Genomic DNA, 15,715 nt, shown 5'->3' with positions numbered 1-15,715 from the left:
TGATATATAACTTATTGATTAAACAGGTTATATCTTTTTGAAACATAGCAGAGGTACTTCCATGCAGCTCGTCGACGTCGGCGTCAACCTGACCCATCCAACCTTTGCTCGGGATCCGCGTGCAGTGGTGGACCGCGCCTTTGCTGCCGGCGTCGCTCAGATGGTGCTGACTGGCACCAGCCTCACCGAGAGCGAAGCGGCGCTGACCCTCTGCCGCGAGCTGGACGAGCGCCGGCAACGCCTGTTCTGCACGGCGGGGATCCATCCGCATGACGCTGACCAATGGACGAGCGACAGCGCTGCGCATCTCAAGCAGCTACTCGCCGAGCCCGAGGTGCGCGCGGTTGGTGAGTGCGGCCTGGACTTCAACCGGGACCTGTCGCCGCGGCCACAACAGGAGCGCGTGCTGGAGGAGCATCTGGAGCTGGCGATAGCGACCGGTCTGCCTTTGTTCCTCCATGAACGTGACGCGGACCAGCGTCTGGTCGAGATCATCCGGCCCTTGCGGGATCGACTCAGCGCAGCGGTCGTGCATTGCTTCACCGGCGAGAAACGCGCCCTCTACGCTTACCTCGATCTTGACTTGCACATTGGCATCACCGGCTGGATCTGCGATGAACGCCGGGGAACGCACCTGCATCCCCTTGTTCGTGAAATACCGGCGTCACGCCTGATGCTCGAAAGCGACGCCCCTTACCTGCTTCCGCGCACGCTGCGGCCAAAGCCTAAGGGTGGCCAGAACGAGCCGGCGTTTCTGGTGGAAGTGCTGCGAGAGGTTGCACGCCACCGCGGCGTCAGCGAAGCCGAACTGGCTGCCTCCAGCACGGCATGCGCTCAGCGATTCTTCGGCATCTCCCCCCTGGAACATTCAGAACAGGCCTAAAGCCCAGCCGTTTGCCGCCGTTAAAACGAATTAGCGGAAAGGCATCGAGCCGGTCTGCAGCGGTCTTCGCCAATTACTCGATAAGAAGCGCACTCATGGTTCTCTGGATTCGTGATCTTTCCCTGAAGTACAAGTTCTGGGCACTGAACATGGTGACCTTCGTTACCACGTTGCTGCTGGTGTTGTTTGCCCTGCAACTGGAACAACGGTCCCGCAGCGAGGATGCGCAAGCCAGCGCTCAGCAGTTGGCCGGCGTGCTGCAGGATTGGCCGCAAGGCAGTGCGCTTCCCCGCCATCCCGATCTATTGACGGCGCCTGCCGGTCAGGGGCTAGTCATCGAAGGTCGAAATATCGCACCCGGCCAGGGCTGGATCGCAATCGATCACGATCGCTTCTTCGCCACCACACCGGTTATCGGCGCGCAGCGGATCACGCGGGCTGGCGGTGAGAACCTTGCCGTTGTGGCCCGCACGCCTAGCGTCTGGCAACTGCTGACGCAGCACTTTTTCAGCTACGCGTTGGCCGTCGCAGTCCTGATGCTGGCGCTGCTGGCGGCTTCGCAGGTGATGATCCGATTCCTGCTCAGCCATCTCAACACGCTCAAGGACGTCATGCTGCATGTCGAGCGCAGCGGTGATCTCACGGTACGCGTGCCACTGGACAGCCGTGACGAGGTGGGGCAAATGGCCGGTGCTTTCAATGCCATGCAGGCCGGCTACCAGCGCATCGTCGGCACTGTAACGCAAGCAGCATCACGCCTCGATGAAGGCGCCAGCCGCCTGGCCTCGAGCATGGGCGAGGTACGCAAGGGCATGCTCGGGCAAAAGAGTGAAACCGATCAGGCCGCCACGGCGATCACCGAAATGAGCTCGACCGTGCACCACATCGCCGACCACGCGCGGGAAACCCGTGACCAGTCACAGCAAGCCGACCGTCTCGCCGGTGACGGTCACAGCGTCGTGGCGCGGGTCGAGCGATCCATTTCCAGCCTGTCCCAAGGGGTGCAGCAGACAGCCGAGACGATCGGTCAGCTCGCCGCCGACAGCCAGAAGATCAGCGGCGTGGTCAGCGTCATTCACAGCATTGCCGAGCAGACCAACCTGCTCGCGCTGAACGCCGCGATCGAGGCGGCCCGGGCTGGCGAGATGGGCCGCGGCTTCGCCGTAGTAGCGGACGAAGTACGCAATCTGGCCAAGCGTGTTCAGGTGTCGACCGATGAGATCACCCAGATGATTTCCGGGCTGCAAGGCATGACACGCGACGCGGTGGAGTTCATGCAGGAGAGTTCGCTGAAGGCCGACGACTGCGTGAGCGAAGCCCGCGAGGCGGGATTGGCACTGGAAGCGATCACCGCCGCGGTAGCGCAGATGCGCGAGAGCAACACCCAGATCGCGGACGCTGCCGAGCAGCAGAGTGGTGTAGCCGAAGAGCTGAATCGTTCAGTGACTGGCATCCGTGACGTCACCGAACAGACCGTTGAGCAGACCGCGGTGTCTGCCGCCACCAGCTCCGAGCTGGCAGCGCTCTCCAAAGAACTGAGCAAAGCGATTCAGCAATTCAAACTGTGAACCGCCACTGCCGGCACGAGACCGAGGTCTCGTGCCGACGGCTCTTCAACTAAAGGGCCTCGACTGCCTTCGACCGAGGCCGAGGCTGATCGGCCCTTCGCTTAGCCGAATACCGTCACCGTCTGACGACTCAACGCCACTAGCTCGCCCGCCGGGGTCCAGAGTGCAGCGGCACAATGGCCATAACCGTCCTGAGCGTGCTCGATCACCGCGCGGTACTGACACCAGTCATGGGTGTCGAGTGACGGTGTGGGCTGGATGAATTCGATGGTCCAGGTCAGTGAGCTGCCAGGGGCGAAACCCTTCAGGTGCGACAGCACTGCTGGCGGCCAGGCGTCTACCAGCGCCAGCAGGTACGAGACGGTCACCGGCTCGCGTTCGACCTTCCCGCGCAAGCGTACCCAACCGCCCATCTCGCGTGAGGTATTGCCGCTGAACGGCAGCCCACCGACGCCCCAGCGCATCGCCAGATAGCGCGTGAACTCCGGCGCAACGCCAGGGATATAAGAAAGTTCCTGACAATCCTCCACGGGCGGCATCGGCGGAGCCGGCTCCGCGGCTACCCGGACCGCAGACGTGCGGGGCGCACCGAAACTGCCCTGGACGATGGTGACCACCTGGCCGTCCTGCACCGCACGGCCGAGCATCTGGCTGACCGCCTTGCCCTCGCGCAACACCTCAGCCTCGAAGCTGACCGGCGTGTCGACCACCAGTGGACCAACGAAAGTGATGGCTAAAGAGCGTACCGGACGGCCGTCCGGCACCTGCGCCTGCATGGCCTCGTAGACCAGCGCTGCCACCACACCACCGAAACCCGCCCGGCCCTGGCCCCAGGTAGCGGGCACGACGATGTTCGCGGGATTGTCACGCACGGCTCGTATCAGTTCGGAAAGGGTCATGCCCACCTCGGATCGTTTTTATCGGTGACCATCTTATCGCTGACATGCAGCCACGGGCGTGCAACTGGGCTTTGGTGATAGGCCACCATCGCACGCAGCTATCGATCGCCGGGCTGAGTTTGCCGTTTTCCGCGCGTACCGGAGCGCCATGGCAGCTGACGGCGCAGTCTGGCAAGCGACGCGTGCATGTCGCGTCTATCCACAGGCTGGCCAGCATAACGCGCCATCTCGTAGAGCCGCGCAAAATCCCGAATCGGTTCGGCAACCGCCGGTATCGACACCGCCGCACGCTCGGCAAAATCCCGCGCGCCCTCGCCCGCCTGCCGCTCGATACCCTGTCGAGCGAGCAGACGTTCAAACTTCTGGAACAGACGCAGCTGCGGATCCTGCTCGCGACGCCAGGGTTTAAGCAGCATCAACGCCAGGATCGCCATCAGCAGTGCGGCCGCGGCAACGCTCAGCAACCCGAGCCTGCCGGCGTCGAGTTCGCCGAACAGCCGCTTCAGTACGTCCAGCTGGCGCTCACCCCGGTAGCCGAGCACCCATCGCTGCCACCCGTAGTTGAGATTGTCCCAGCCGAATCGCAGCTGGTTCAGCCAGCCGATGTCACGATAGCGCCGCAGCGCCAGCGCAGAATCATCGAACAGCGTTTGCTCGTCGGAAAGCGCGTCTTCAAGGCCGCGTTCGATGCGCTCCGGCGCGACCTGGAACGTGGGGTCGATCGAAATCCAGCCGCGCCCCGCGCTCCAGTACTCCACCCACGCGTGAGCGTCCAGTTGGCGGACTGACAGGTAGTTGCCCGTCGGATTGATCTCCCCGCCCTGATATCCCGCGACAACCCGGGCGGGAATACCCGCGGCACGCAAGATGAACGTCGTCGCGCCGGCGTAGTGAATGCAGAAGCCGTTCAACGTATCGAACAAAAAGCCATCGACGATATCGGCCCCGACCGATGAAGGCTGCAGCGTGTATCGATACGGCTGTTGATTGAAATGCTGCAAAAGTGCCTGCACCAGGGCCGCCGGGTCCGGGTGATCGCGGCGCAACCGTGCAGCCCAGGCACGACTGCGCGGATTGCCTTGTGCCGGCAACTGCAGGGCACGCTCCAGCGTGGCAGCGCTGGCTGCAGGTTCGCGAAGCGAGTCGGGCCATGAGGTGGCCTGATACATCAACGCCTGATCGATGGGGCGCGGGCGCTGCAAATGGAAGTCGGGCATCAGCCGCACGTTTACAGCAGCGACCTGAGCCACATCCAGCACGTACAACCACGGACGCCCGCTGGGCTGCATGACCACCGAATAGCTCACCGCGCTGCCTCCGGGCGTCCAGTCCGGCGCGCCTGGGACCTGTGCAGCGAGCGATTGCGACCAGCGCCGACCATCGAAACGCTCGAACGTGACGGCCCGCCAGTAGAGCTGGTTTCTTTCGGGGATGGGGCCTTCGAAGCTGGCCCTGAACGCCAATGCGGCGGACCGGCTCAACTGCGCGATATCGCCCGGTGACATACTGTCGGAAAGGCCCGTGACCCCGCGATCACGGGGCTGCGGCAACGACCAGAGCGGCCCCATGCGTGGAAACAGTACGAAAAGAACGAGCATCAACGGCACGGCCTGCAGCAGCAGCGAGCCGGCCAGACGCAGCGTCGGCCAGGGGTGGGTATCGGTGCTGCTTTGCTGCAGACCAATCATGGCGGCCAGTAAAAGAGCGACAGGCAACAGGCTGTACACGCCGGCCAGCAGGCTGTCGTTGAACAGGTAGCTCGTGGCCACGGCAAAGAAACCGAGGAAGATCAGCACCCAGGCGTCACGCCGGCTGCGCATCTCCACCAGTTTCAGAATGAACGCGGCAATTAGCAGCACGACGCCGGCATCGAGACCGATCAGGCTACCGCGTGACAGGTACACGCCGCCGCCGACGCCAATCATCATCAGGACTTTCAGCCAGCTTCGCGGATAGCGGGCGCGCATGCGGAAAATCTGCACGCGCCAGCTGGCGCAAGCCAGCCAGAGGCCGATGACCCAAAGCGGCAGATGCCCCAGGTGCGGCAGGATCACCGCTACCTGCGCGACGAGCAGCCAGACCAGGCTGTTGCGCGGAATCGTCTGCTGAGCGCTCATCGACCGTCATCCCGATCCAAGGCGAACACCGCCAACTCACGCAGACAGCGATTGCGGTGATCGACCCCGGCATCCGGACCTATGACTGTCCCGCCGATCTGCAAGACGAAGGGCTGCTGACGCGCTGACAGTTCGACGACCCAATGGCACAGCACGGACAGTCGCGCCTCGATGTCACCGTCGAGTGCGTCCAGGTCGAGCAGCGGTTCCTGCCCAAGCAGAGCGGTGAAGTCCTTGACCAGTAGGCCCTGCCCGCGGGAATAGGCTTTCCAATTGAGGCGTCGCCGCGAGTCTCCCGGTTGCCAAGCCTTCAACCCCTGATAATCATCGATGCTAGGCCCCGCCACGCAGCTGCCCTCGCGCTCCTCTTCAGCTGCCCCACTGGCTGGCAACAACTCACCCTCAACTGGCCTTGGATAGACCAGGGCCGCCAGTTGCAGGTCCACCCAGCTCCAGGCCACCAGAATCCCGAGCGGAAAGCGGCTCTCGACGCGCAGACGGCCCGGCCGTAACCAGCCTCGGTGTTCGGTCGGCAGGCTCAGTTCGACCTCGCAGGTTCCGCCTGCCGGCACGTCGACCAGCTGCAGGCCGCTTTTCGGCCAGCCCAGTGCGACGGCCTGATAGAGGCGTCCACGGCTCTCCAGTCGCACCTGCATCCGCGCCTGCTCTCCGAGGAAGACCGCCTGCGAGCTACCAGCCTGCAGAGTCAAGCCGGCAAGGTTGCGCCAGGTATGCAGGATCGCGACCAGATAAACCGAGCCGAGCAGAAACGTCAGGGCATAAGCGAGGCTGTTCTGGTAGTTGATTGCCGCAACCAGCATCAGCAACAAGGCCGCCAGAAAGGTCATGCCCACCGGCGTCGGCATGATGAATATCCGCCGCTGGTCGAGCCGCATACTCGGCCCCGGCGGGATACGCTTCAACAACCAACGCTCACGTATCCGTGGCAACAGTCGCATGCTGATCCTCTCGGCAGGTCTTGCGAATCAGAGCGCTGGCACTTCGCGCAACAGCCATTGCACCAGTGCGCCACCCCCGTGACCCGTTGCATCGGCACGCTCGCGCAGACGATGGCCAGCCACCGAAGGCAACACCGCCTGGACGTCTTCGGGGATGACGTAATCGCGGCCATCGAGAAACGCCCAGGCGCGCGCCGCTGCCAGCATTGCCAGGCTGCCACGCGGCGACAGTCCCCAGGCGAACTGCGGCTGTGTGCGGGTCGCCTCGACCAATCGCAGCACATAATCGACCAGTGCATCGCTGACCCGAACCTGCGCCACCGCATCCTGAATATCAACCAGCGTATCCCGGTCGAGCAATGGCTCCAGCCGCACCAGCAGATCGCGACGGGGATCGCCCAGCAACAGGGCCTTTTCGGCGGCTTTCGCGGGATAACCCAGCGATAGGCGCATGAGGAAGCGGTCCAGTTGCGATTCGGGCAAGGAGAACGTACCGCCAGAACTGACCGGGTTCTGCGTGGCGACGACGAAAAAGGGATCGGGCAGCGGCCGTGTGGCGCCCTCAATCGTCACCTGCCCTTCTTCCATGGCTTCGAGCAGGGCGCTTTGGCTTTTTGGGGTGGCCCGGTTGATCTCGTCCGCCAGAATCAGCTCGGCGAAGATGGGCCCTGGATGGAAAGCGAACTGGCCGCTGTCCTTATCGAACACCGAGGTGCCGAGAATATCGCCCGGCAGAAGGTCTGAGGTGAACTGGATCCGCTGGAATTCCAGCCCCATCACCCTGGCGAGCGCATGGCTGAGGGTGGTCTTGCCCATGCCGGGCAGGTCCTCGATAAGCAGGTGCCCTCTCGCCAGCAGGCAGGCCATGGCCAATCGCACCTGTGATTGCTTGCCGAGCAGCACATCGTTCACCGCCCGTAGACAGACATCCAATCTAGCGCGCATGCCACTCTCCTTCGGTTCGTCCCAGGATGCTACTGACCCGATGCGCGCAGGCAAAGCCGGCGGAAATCTTTGTTGACGAAGTTGTGACCCGGCGCTTGCTCAGTTCTGGCCCCGACGAGGATGGACCGTCATATTCGACCGCTTCAGCCGAAGATCGACTGAACGCCTCTACGGCCGGATCATCTCGAAACGCTGGCGCGTGTAGATATAACTGATACCGCCGAGTCGCCCGACCAGATCGAGGCGGGCCGGATCGATGCGACCGCGCTCATCGAGCACCTTGTCATCGACATGCGCCAGCAGCACTTCGGCGAAAATCAGCTGGCAGTTGGGTGACTCTGCCGGATACGGCAGGATTTGCGCGACTCGACACTCGAAGGCAATCGGCGCGGCGCATACCCGGGGCACATTCACCAGCTGGGCTGGTTCGCTGCCGATGCCGCAGTGCTCGAATTCGCTGATGCCGTGGGGTAACGCGGCGGCAGACGCGTTCATCGCCTCGGCCTGCTCGGCACCGACCAGTTGCACCACCAGCTCGCCGGTATCCTGTGCATTGCGCGCGGTATCCTTCGGCATGCCGTCCTTCAGGCCGACGTTAATCAGCAGTGTCGGCGGGTCGCTGCTGATCACCTGGAAGAAACTGAAAGGCGCGAGATTGCTGATACCCTCACGGGAGCGGGTCGACACCCAGGCAATCGGGCGAGGGGTAACGGTCGAGGTGAGCCAGCGATAGCGCTCGGCCGGCGTCAGTGCGGAAAAGTCGAGCTGCATGAAGAAATCCTGCTGAACTGCTCGGCCTATCAGGCCCAGGCGATAAGGCGGTGGCACCGGTGAGATGCCACCTGGAGAGAGTGATCAGCGCCCTGCGCGGGACTCGCGTAGATAGAAGCGCGCTTTCTTGGCTTTTTTGACGCAGCCCTGGTAAGCCTCGAACTGCTGTTGGGTTTTCGCGCCGGTCAACAGCGCCATGGCTTTGGAATAGCTCACCGTGCCGGCGAAGCCCTCTGCCTCCGCCAGGCTTTGCTCTTCCCAGGCCGCGTTCAGCTGCGATGCGCAACTGTCACGATAAGCGGTTTTCGCCGCGCAGCCGGTCATTGCCAGCGCCAGCACGGACAAACAGATCAGATTTTTCATCGATACATCCCTCATTGTTGGGCCTTGCTCAATCCTGCAGCTCGCTCACGCAGGTACTCGACCACCGCGTCCTGCTCGCCCGCGAACTCGATACGGGAGGCTTTGCTCTCGCGTTGATAGGCGTACATCGGATCGTAATACTGCACCAGCAACGCCTCTATCCAACCGCGGTGCAGATCAACCGCCCCGCTACTGGCCTGTTCAGCGAGCGCCTGATCCATGATCGCAGCCAGACGCTTGTAGGCTTCACCGCCGAGCCGCTTGCTGATATTGACCAGACTTTGCTGTAAACGCTCGGCGAATGCCGAAAAGCCACCTTCGCCCTGCTCGGCGACGAATTCGGCGCACAGATCGGTCACATAGTCCTTGAGGATGCGCTCGACTCGACTTTCAAGACTGTCCTCCAGCCACACCAGCGGATAACGCTGCATGCCCTGGAACAATGGCAATGGGATCGAGCAGCGCCCCACCAGCCGCGCTTCGTCTTCGAGGACGAATTGGCTGGCACCGGCGTGCTGCATTTTCAGCAAACGAATCGCCAGTGCGTTCTCGAAGTCGATCTGCACCGGTTGCGGTGTGGCACGTTTACCGAAGCTCGAACCGCGGTGATTGGCGATGCCTTCCAGATCGACACTGTCGTCCAGGCGCGCCAGCACCTCGGTTTTCCCGGTGCCGGTCATGCCGCCGACCAACACGAAATCATCACGAGCAGCCGCATGTTCGATGGTTTCCAGCAGGAAATGGCGCATCGCCTTGTAACCACCGGTCACGCGCGGATAGTCGATCCCCGCCTCGGTCTTCAGCCATTGCTGGACCAGTTGCGACCGCAACCCACCGCGGAAGCAGTAGATATAACCCTGTGGGTGGTTGCGCGCGAAGTCGGCCCAGGCCTGGATGCGCTCAGCCTTGAGCTGGCCGCTGACCAGCCGATGGCCAAGCTCGATGGCGGCCTGTTGACCGTGCTGTTTGTAGCAGGTGCCGACCTTCTGCCGTTCGACATCGTTCATCAGCGGCAGATTGACCACACCCGGGAAAGCACCCTTGGCGAACTCAACCGGTGCCCGCGCATCCATCATCGGCACATCGTTGAGGAACAGCTCGCGGTAGTTATCGGTATCGCGGCGCATCAATGCACCTCGACGGCAAAGGCGCCGGCTTCGGTCAGCTCGCCGATTGGCTCGAGGTCCAGGCCGAGTTCGGACGCGACCGCGAGAAACTCCGCCTCGCCTTCCGGTGCAACCGCCACCAGCAAGCCGCCACTGGTTTGCGGATCGCAGAGCAACTGCTTGTGCGCCTCGTCGAGGGTGGCGATACGCTCGCCATAGCTGTCGAAGTTGCGTCCGGTGCCGCCGGGAACGCAGCCCTGCTCCAGGTAATATTCGACGCCCTCGAGACGCGGCACGCGGGCGTAGTCGAGGCGCGCGGTCACGCCGCTGCCGTCAGCCATTTCGACCAGATGCCCGAGCAGGCCGAAACCGGTGACATCGGTCATGGCGCGAACCCCAGCAAGCTTGCCGAAGCGGCTGCCGGGGGTGTTCAACGTGCACATCCAGTCGCGAGCGCGACCGACATCCTCAGCCCGAAGCTTAGCCTTCTTCTCGGCGGTGGTGAGGATGCCGATGCCCAGCGGCTTGGTCAGATAAAGCCTGCATCCCACTGTCGCCGTATCGTTGCGCTTCATCTGAGATTTGTTCACCAGGCCGGTCACCGCCAGGCCGAAGATCGGCTCGGGGGCATCGATCGAATGCCCGCCAGCCAGCGGAATTCCTGCCGCATCGCAAACCGCGCGTCCGCCTGCAATCACTTCGCGGGCGACTTCCGGCGGCAGCACATTGACTGGCCAGCCGAGGATCGCGATGGCCATCAGCGGGTCGCCGCCCATGGCGTAGATGTCGCTGATGGCATTGGTGGCGGCGATCCGTCCGAAATCGAATGGATCGTCGACGATGGGCATGAAGAAGTCGGTGGTCGAAACCACGCCGCGCTCGTTATCGATACCGTAGACGGCGGCATCGTCTCGCGAGGCATTGCCGACCCACAGGCGCGGGTCGAGATTTTGCGCGCCGCTACCGGCAAGGATCACGTCCAGCACCTTCGGCGAAATTTTGCAGCCGCAGCCGGCACCATGACTGTATTGGGTGAGGCGGATGGGTTCGCTCATCTGAAAGGGCTCTCATGACGCTGGCAAAACGGGCGCCGATTGTAGCAAGAAGGCTCGCGGTATTCCCGGTTGCTCCGATCGGCAGGTAACGATGCTACAGGCCGGGAGAAGTATCGGCGTTCGGCGGCGCTCGAATTAGCTGACGACGGGGCTTGATGCTCCGCGTCCGAGGCTGGAAGCTATCACCCTTGCCAACAGGGAGAATCACATGGGCAACAAGGTTGCACTGGTATTGGGATCGGGTGGCGCGCGTGGCTACGCGCACATCGGGGTCATCGAGGAGCTCACCACCCGGGGTTACGAGATCAACTGCATCGCCGGCTGTTCGATGGGCGCAGTGGTCGGCGGCATCTATGCCGCGGGCAAGCTGGGCGAATACCGGGACTGGATCGAGAGTCTGGACTACTTCGACATGCTGCGACTGGTCGATCCGAGTTTCAGCCTCGGCGCGATTCGCGGCGAGAAGATTTTCGGGCGCATCCGGGACATGCTCGGCTCGGTCAACATCGAGGATCTGCCAATCCCCTTCACAGCGGTCGCGGCCGACCTCACCAACCAGCAGGAAATCTGGTTTCAGGAAGGCAACCTGGAACTGGCGATGCGCGCGTCGGCGGCTATTCCCAGCCTGTTCACACCGGTCATGCAGGGCAACCGAATGCTGGTCGACGGCGGGATTCTCAATCCGCTGCCGATCGTCCCGGTCGTCTCAAGTCACAGCGACATCATCATCGCGGTGAACCTCAACGCTAACAATCATCGGCAATACCCGCTGCCCGAGATCATCCGCCCCGGCCGCTTCGACGCGATGGTCAGCTCGATCAGCTCGCATATCCCGTTCTGGCGCAGCAAGGGCCTGGACGAGCATATCGCCGAGCTTCAGAACGACAGCGCGCCCGACCAGCAGCAGCCGCCTGCCGCTCCCACTGGGCAAAGCGCGCCGAAATCGGCGGAGGGGTCGATGGTGGTAGACGTCGGCGGCCCGGCGTCGCTCCTGGAATTGATCAACCAGAGCTTCGAAGTGATGCAGTCTTCGCTGACCCAATACAAGATTGCCGGCTATCCGCCCAACGTGCTGATCAACATTCCCAAACGTGCCTGCCGGTTCTACGAGTTCTACAAGGCGCCTGAATTGATCAAGCTGGGGCAGATCATCGCCAGCGATGCACTCGACAAGTACGAGGAAGAACAGGCGTAACCGTTGCGGTCAACGCCCTCCCTCGTCGGTCGGGCCTACCGGCTCGAGCGGCGCACCCAGTGCTCGTTCCGGGTTCGCCGCGTGCGGCACTTCCTTGATCAACCAGTCGCCCAGCAGACTGTAAGCGACAGCCAGCAGCGTCGGCCCGAGGAACAGCCCCATGAAGCCGAACGCCAGCACTCCGCCGAACACACCCAGCAGCACCACGACCAACGGCAGGTTGCCGCCGCGGCTGATCAGGTAAGGCTTGAGCACGTTGTCCACCCCGCTGATGATGAACATTCCCCATACGCCGAGGAATATCGCCATCCCGTACTGCCCTTGCCAGGCCAGCCAGGCGACCGCCGGCCCCCAGATCAACGGGGGGACCATCAGGAAACTGAAGGCGAAGGTCAGCAAGCCGAGGATCAGCGCGCCCGGAACACCGGCGATGCTGAAGCCCACATAGGCCAGGAGCGCCTGGGCAGCGGCGGTGCCGATCACCCCGTTGACCACTCGCTGAACCGTGCCGGCTACCAATTCGAGGTAATGATCGGCACGATCACCGATCAATCGATGCAACAGGCTGTGGACGAATGCCGCCAGCTTCGGCCCATCTCGATAGAAAAAAAACACCAGTACCAGGCTGAGCGCCAACTCCAGCATGCCGCCGCCGATCCGTGCACTACGGACCAGCAGCCAGTTGCCGACCTGGCCTACGTAGGGGCGGATGGTGGCGAAGAAGGCCGTGCCTTGCTCGTTCAGGGTGTCCCATAGCGCCAGAAGGCGATCGCCTACCAGGGGCACCTGGCCCAGCCATTCGGGAGGCGCCGGCAGCCCCTGGACCTGCAGGTTGTGGGCCAGCACGTTGACCTCTCGAATCTGGTCGGCGATGTTGAACCCCAGCCAGACCAGGGGGACCGCCACCAGGACCATCCAGCCAAAGGTCAGCAGGGTTGCCGCAAGGGTGGAGTTGCCCTTCAGCCAACGCGTCAGCACCCGCATGACCGGCCAGCTGGCGAACGCCAGCACCGCGGCCCAGAACAGCGCGGAAGCAAACGGAGCCAGCACCCACACGCAGGCACCGAGCAGCACCAGGAGCAGAATCTGCACCAGCAGACGATCATTGTTCAGCATTGGGATACCTATGAAGGAACTCGCGGCGCCCGTGAACCAGGCGCGAGTGCTCTATTGCAGTCTGAAACGCGCCGTCAGCGCAACAACTCGATGCGCAGACCATCGTCCTCGGAGGTCTCGGCCTCCAGCCGTCGCGCCTTGATGCGTTCCTGCGTCAACGCTTCATGCCAGGCCGCCACCCCTTTGCCTTTCAACAGCACCCGGATGGTACTGTCGAGCCGCAGCACATTCGCCAGCAAGGCGCCCCACTCCGCCGTCGGAACCTGCGGCAAGCGAGGCAGATCAAGCGCGCCGGTGAACTTCAATTGACGCAAAAGAGTGGCGGGGTTCGGCAGGATGACGCCCAACGCCTCGTCAGGCGTGAACTGCTCCGCCTGCAGATAAGGGCGTCCATTGCCACGCGTGATGCCGTAGAGCGCTACGAGCCGGTCAGAGTCACCCGGCAATCGCGCCAGCAGATAGGCCTGTCCCGCATCGGGGCCATACAAGGTCGAACGCTGGAATACTTCGTTGGCCCACAGGCTGCTGGAGCCGCACTCGCGTCCTTCGCACCAGAAGAGCATCTCGGCGCCGTCTTTCATCAACCGATTACGCGCCTGCTCGAAAGCGTCGATACCGGTGTGCACCTCCGGCAGCCGATAGGTGATGGCCGTGAGCTGACCGCCCGAACTGATCTGGCTGCTCATGCGTAAACGACCGCTGATGCGGCGGATCGAGTCGAGCGGATAGATCCGCTCAGGGACCCGCTCCTCCTTGAAACCCACGATCTGCGCCTGCGGGTATCTCGGAAGTGACTCCAAATCCCGGCTACCCGGCAAATCGGCAGCATTGGCGACACTAGCGAGCAATGCCAGCGCGACGAAACGGACCCCGAGCACAGCGCCCCGTGCCGGCTGTGCAAATCTACCGTTTAGCACGGTGGTGGCACGGTGGTGGATCATCGATGTCTTCCTGCTGAAGTGATGGCCCAGCCTCATCAGTTGGCAAAAGCAAGTCAAGCGGCGCTTTGCGACAGATTCTTGCGCGACCGCGCGATTACTGACCTCAGGTGGCGAAGTACGGTTTGAAAACGGCCGCCACCGCCTCCGCGCCGGCCTGATCATCCAGATGCAGATGGTGGCCACCGGGCAACCGGTGCAGTTGGAATGGCAAGGCCTCGCACAGCTCGCGCATCGACTGCTGCGCGAGCAGGCCCTGCTCCGCCAAGATCAGGCTTGCCGGGCAAGCCACCCGGTGCACGAATGCCAGTGCATGCGCACGGCTCAAGCGCATCGGTGACGGCAACATCAGGCGAGCATCGGTGCGCCAGGTATAGCCACCCGGCACCGGCATCAACCCGCGCTGGGCGAGCCGCTCCGCCGCCTCGCGGGAGACAGCGCCGACACCCTTCATGCGCGCCTCCACGGCCTGCTCGAAGCGGGCGTAGACCGGCTTGCGTTTGCCATCCACCGTGAGCAGGGCCTCCAGGAATTCGCCGAGCTTGTGCGGCGCGGTATCGGCCTCGCCGGTATAAGGGATTACGCCATCGATCAATGCCAGCCGCTCGACACGCTCGGGCATGGCCCCAGCGAGCAGTACCGAGACGATGGCCCCCATCGAATGACCGAGCAGGGAGAAACGCTTCCAGCCGAACTGCTCGGCGGTCTGCAAAACATCGTGCGCATAGTCCCAGATGTTGTATGCCGCGCCGGCCGGCCGGTGATCCGAATGACCGTGCCCCGGCAGATCCAGCGCGACGATGCGCACGCCTTCGAGCAACGGTGCCAGACGGGAGAAGGTAGCGGCGTTGTCCAGCCAACCGTGCAGCGCGATGACCGGACGACCATCTTCAGGCCCGTACAGATGCGCCGCGACTTCGATGTGCGGCAGGCTCAAACGGACCTCTTCGAACGCGACGCTCATGCGGCACCTCTTCGATGCAGCTCGCTCCAGCGACCGAATAGCTGTTTGAGCAGCTGGGCCGTGGCGTGAGGCTGTTCAAGCGGAAACATATGCCCACCGGGCAGGGTGTGCGACTCACCGTGAGTCACCAGCCGCAGTAGATACGCATGATGCGGCAATACCACCCGGCTCTGGCGACCTCGCACCACGGCCAGCGGCATCTCCAGCGCATGCGGCCAGCCAGGCGTTGTATGCGGCACACTGCGGTAGATGCGAATCTCGGTTTCGGGGTCGAAACGCAGGCGCAAGCCCTGCGCCGTCGGCTCGAGCCCGTGCTCGATATAGGCTTCCAGGCATTCGGGATCGAACGAGCGAAACAACGCTTTGCTGGCAAAGTATCGGCGTGCTTCGTCCGTACAGCTGAACTGCTCGCGACGCCCCAGCGTGCGCCCGGCAGGCGTAAGGCGGTCAATGAAGCCGAAGCGCTTCGCCGCCCAGATCAGCGTCTGATCGAACCAGGTGGTCATGGGCGAATCGAGCATGACGACACCTCGGTAAAGCGCTGGCCGCTGCAGGGCAGCGTGATAGTGAAGCATGCCCCCCAGCGAGTGCCCGACGCCCCAGATCGGCTCGTTGAATGTCTCCAGCTGCTCGATCAGCTCCTGCACCAGGTTCTGCCAGTTATCGTCGACCGGAAACCGCGGATCGTGTCCGTGCCGATCGAGATGGCTGACTTCGTATTCCAGCCCCAGTGCCTGGAAAAGCTTGCGATAGGTTGCCGAAGGAAAACCGTTGGCATGGGCGAAAAAAATGCGCTGCGTCATGAACTCTAGACGATTCAGGAAAAGGCAGTCATT

The 15,715-nt window shown here is 63.0% G+C and carries 15 protein-coding genes; 3 read left to right on the top strand and 12 right to left on the bottom strand.

Translation table 11 applies throughout. The features are described 5' to 3' along the window. Nucleotides 1-61 precede the first annotated feature (61 nt). Both KCX70_RS10200 and KCX70_RS10195 read left to right on the top strand, forming a co-directional pair. Entirely contained in the window at nt 62-883 is an 822-nt protein-coding gene (locus tag KCX70_RS10200; RefSeq protein WP_212620093.1) for a TatD family hydrolase, read from the top strand. Between the two features lie 95 nt (nt 884-978). Next, nucleotides 979-2,451: a methyl-accepting chemotaxis protein gene (locus KCX70_RS10195; RefSeq protein ID WP_021207840.1), complete on the top strand. Its 1,473-nt coding sequence runs from the start codon at nt 979-981 to the stop codon at nt 2,449-2,451. Between the two features lie 101 nt (nt 2,452-2,552). On the opposite strand, the gene KCX70_RS10190 is transcribed toward KCX70_RS10195, so the two are convergent. The 8 genes from KCX70_RS10190 to selD all read right to left on the bottom strand — a co-directional run bounded on the left by KCX70_RS10190 (nt 2,553) and on the right by selD (nt 10,666). Continuing rightward, complete coding sequence (locus KCX70_RS10190) at nt 2,553-3,350, bottom strand: acyl-CoA thioesterase (protein WP_212620092.1); 798 nt, start codon at nt 3,348-3,350, stop codon at nt 2,553-2,555. Between the two features lie 98 nt (nt 3,351-3,448). Further along, the gene (locus KCX70_RS10185) at nt 3,449-5,467 is read right to left on the bottom strand and encodes a transglutaminase TgpA family protein (protein WP_212620091.1); all 2,019 of its coding nucleotides are present in this window, start codon (nt 5,465-5,467) and stop codon (nt 3,449-3,451) included. Next, nucleotides 5,464-6,426 (bottom strand): DUF58 domain-containing protein, encoded by a 963-nt coding sequence (locus KCX70_RS10180; RefSeq protein WP_212620090.1) that lies wholly within the window; start codon nt 6,424-6,426, stop codon nt 5,464-5,466. The genes KCX70_RS10185 and KCX70_RS10180 overlap by 4 nt, the downstream gene beginning before the upstream one ends. 27 nt (nt 6,427-6,453) lie before the next feature. Further along, nucleotides 6,454-7,371: an AAA family ATPase gene (locus KCX70_RS10175; protein ID WP_212620089.1), complete on the bottom strand. Its 918-nt coding sequence runs from the start codon at nt 7,369-7,371 to the stop codon at nt 6,454-6,456. A gap of 168 nt (nt 7,372-7,539) precedes the next feature. Next, nucleotides 7,540-8,142: a flavin reductase family protein gene (locus KCX70_RS10170; RefSeq protein ID WP_212620088.1), complete on the bottom strand. Its 603-nt coding sequence runs from the start codon at nt 8,140-8,142 to the stop codon at nt 7,540-7,542. 84 nt (nt 8,143-8,226) lie between these two features. After that, nucleotides 8,227-8,505 (bottom strand): hypothetical protein, encoded by a 279-nt coding sequence (locus KCX70_RS10165; RefSeq protein ID WP_102850783.1) that lies wholly within the window; start codon nt 8,503-8,505, stop codon nt 8,227-8,229. Nucleotides 8,506-8,516: 11 nt separating this feature from the next. Continuing rightward, nucleotides 8,517-9,632, bottom strand: a complete 1,116-nt coding sequence (mnmH, locus tag KCX70_RS10160) for a tRNA 2-selenouridine(34) synthase MnmH (RefSeq protein WP_212620087.1) — start codon at nt 9,630-9,632, stop codon at nt 8,517-8,519. After that, on the bottom strand, nt 9,632-10,666 hold the full coding sequence (gene selD, locus KCX70_RS10155) for a selenide, water dikinase SelD (protein WP_212620086.1): 1,035 nt from the start codon (nt 10,664-10,666) through the stop codon (nt 9,632-9,634). Before selD ends, mnmH begins: the two co-directional genes overlap by 1 nt. A gap of 208 nt (nt 10,667-10,874) precedes the next feature. Between selD and KCX70_RS10150 the strand changes: the two genes are divergently transcribed. After that, nucleotides 10,875-11,861, top strand: coding sequence for a patatin-like phospholipase family protein (locus KCX70_RS10150; RefSeq protein ID WP_212620085.1), 987 nt, complete (start codon nt 10,875-10,877; stop codon nt 11,859-11,861). A 9-nt stretch (nt 11,862-11,870) separates the two neighbouring features. Here KCX70_RS10150 and KCX70_RS10145 read toward each other — a convergent pair whose 3' ends face one another. From KCX70_RS10145 to KCX70_RS10130, 4 genes are all read right to left on the bottom strand, one after another. After that, a complete protein-coding gene (locus KCX70_RS10145) occupies nt 11,871-12,977 on the bottom strand; it encodes an AI-2E family transporter (RefSeq protein WP_212620084.1) in 1,107 nt (368 codons plus the stop codon). Nucleotides 12,978-13,051: 74 nt separating this feature from the next. Beyond that, nucleotides 13,052-13,918, bottom strand: a complete 867-nt coding sequence (locus KCX70_RS10140; RefSeq protein ID WP_212620083.1) for a DUF4892 domain-containing protein — start codon at nt 13,916-13,918, stop codon at nt 13,052-13,054. 103 nt (nt 13,919-14,021) lie between these two features. Further along, the gene (locus KCX70_RS10135) at nt 14,022-14,879 is read right to left on the bottom strand and encodes an alpha/beta hydrolase (protein ID WP_212620082.1); all 858 of its coding nucleotides are present in this window, start codon (nt 14,877-14,879) and stop codon (nt 14,022-14,024) included. Next, nucleotides 14,876-15,682, bottom strand: coding sequence for an alpha/beta fold hydrolase (locus KCX70_RS10130; protein WP_212620081.1), 807 nt, complete (start codon nt 15,680-15,682; stop codon nt 14,876-14,878). The genes KCX70_RS10135 and KCX70_RS10130 overlap by 4 nt, the downstream gene beginning before the upstream one ends. Between the last annotated feature and the right edge of the window lie 33 nt (nt 15,683-15,715).

The organism is Stutzerimonas stutzeri (assembly GCF_018138085.1).
GTDB lineage: Bacteria > Pseudomonadota > Gammaproteobacteria > Pseudomonadales > Pseudomonadaceae > Stutzerimonas > Stutzerimonas stutzeri_AI.
The sequence above is the reverse complement of the archived record's forward strand: the minus strand, read 5'-3'. Positions and strand labels throughout refer to the sequence as shown.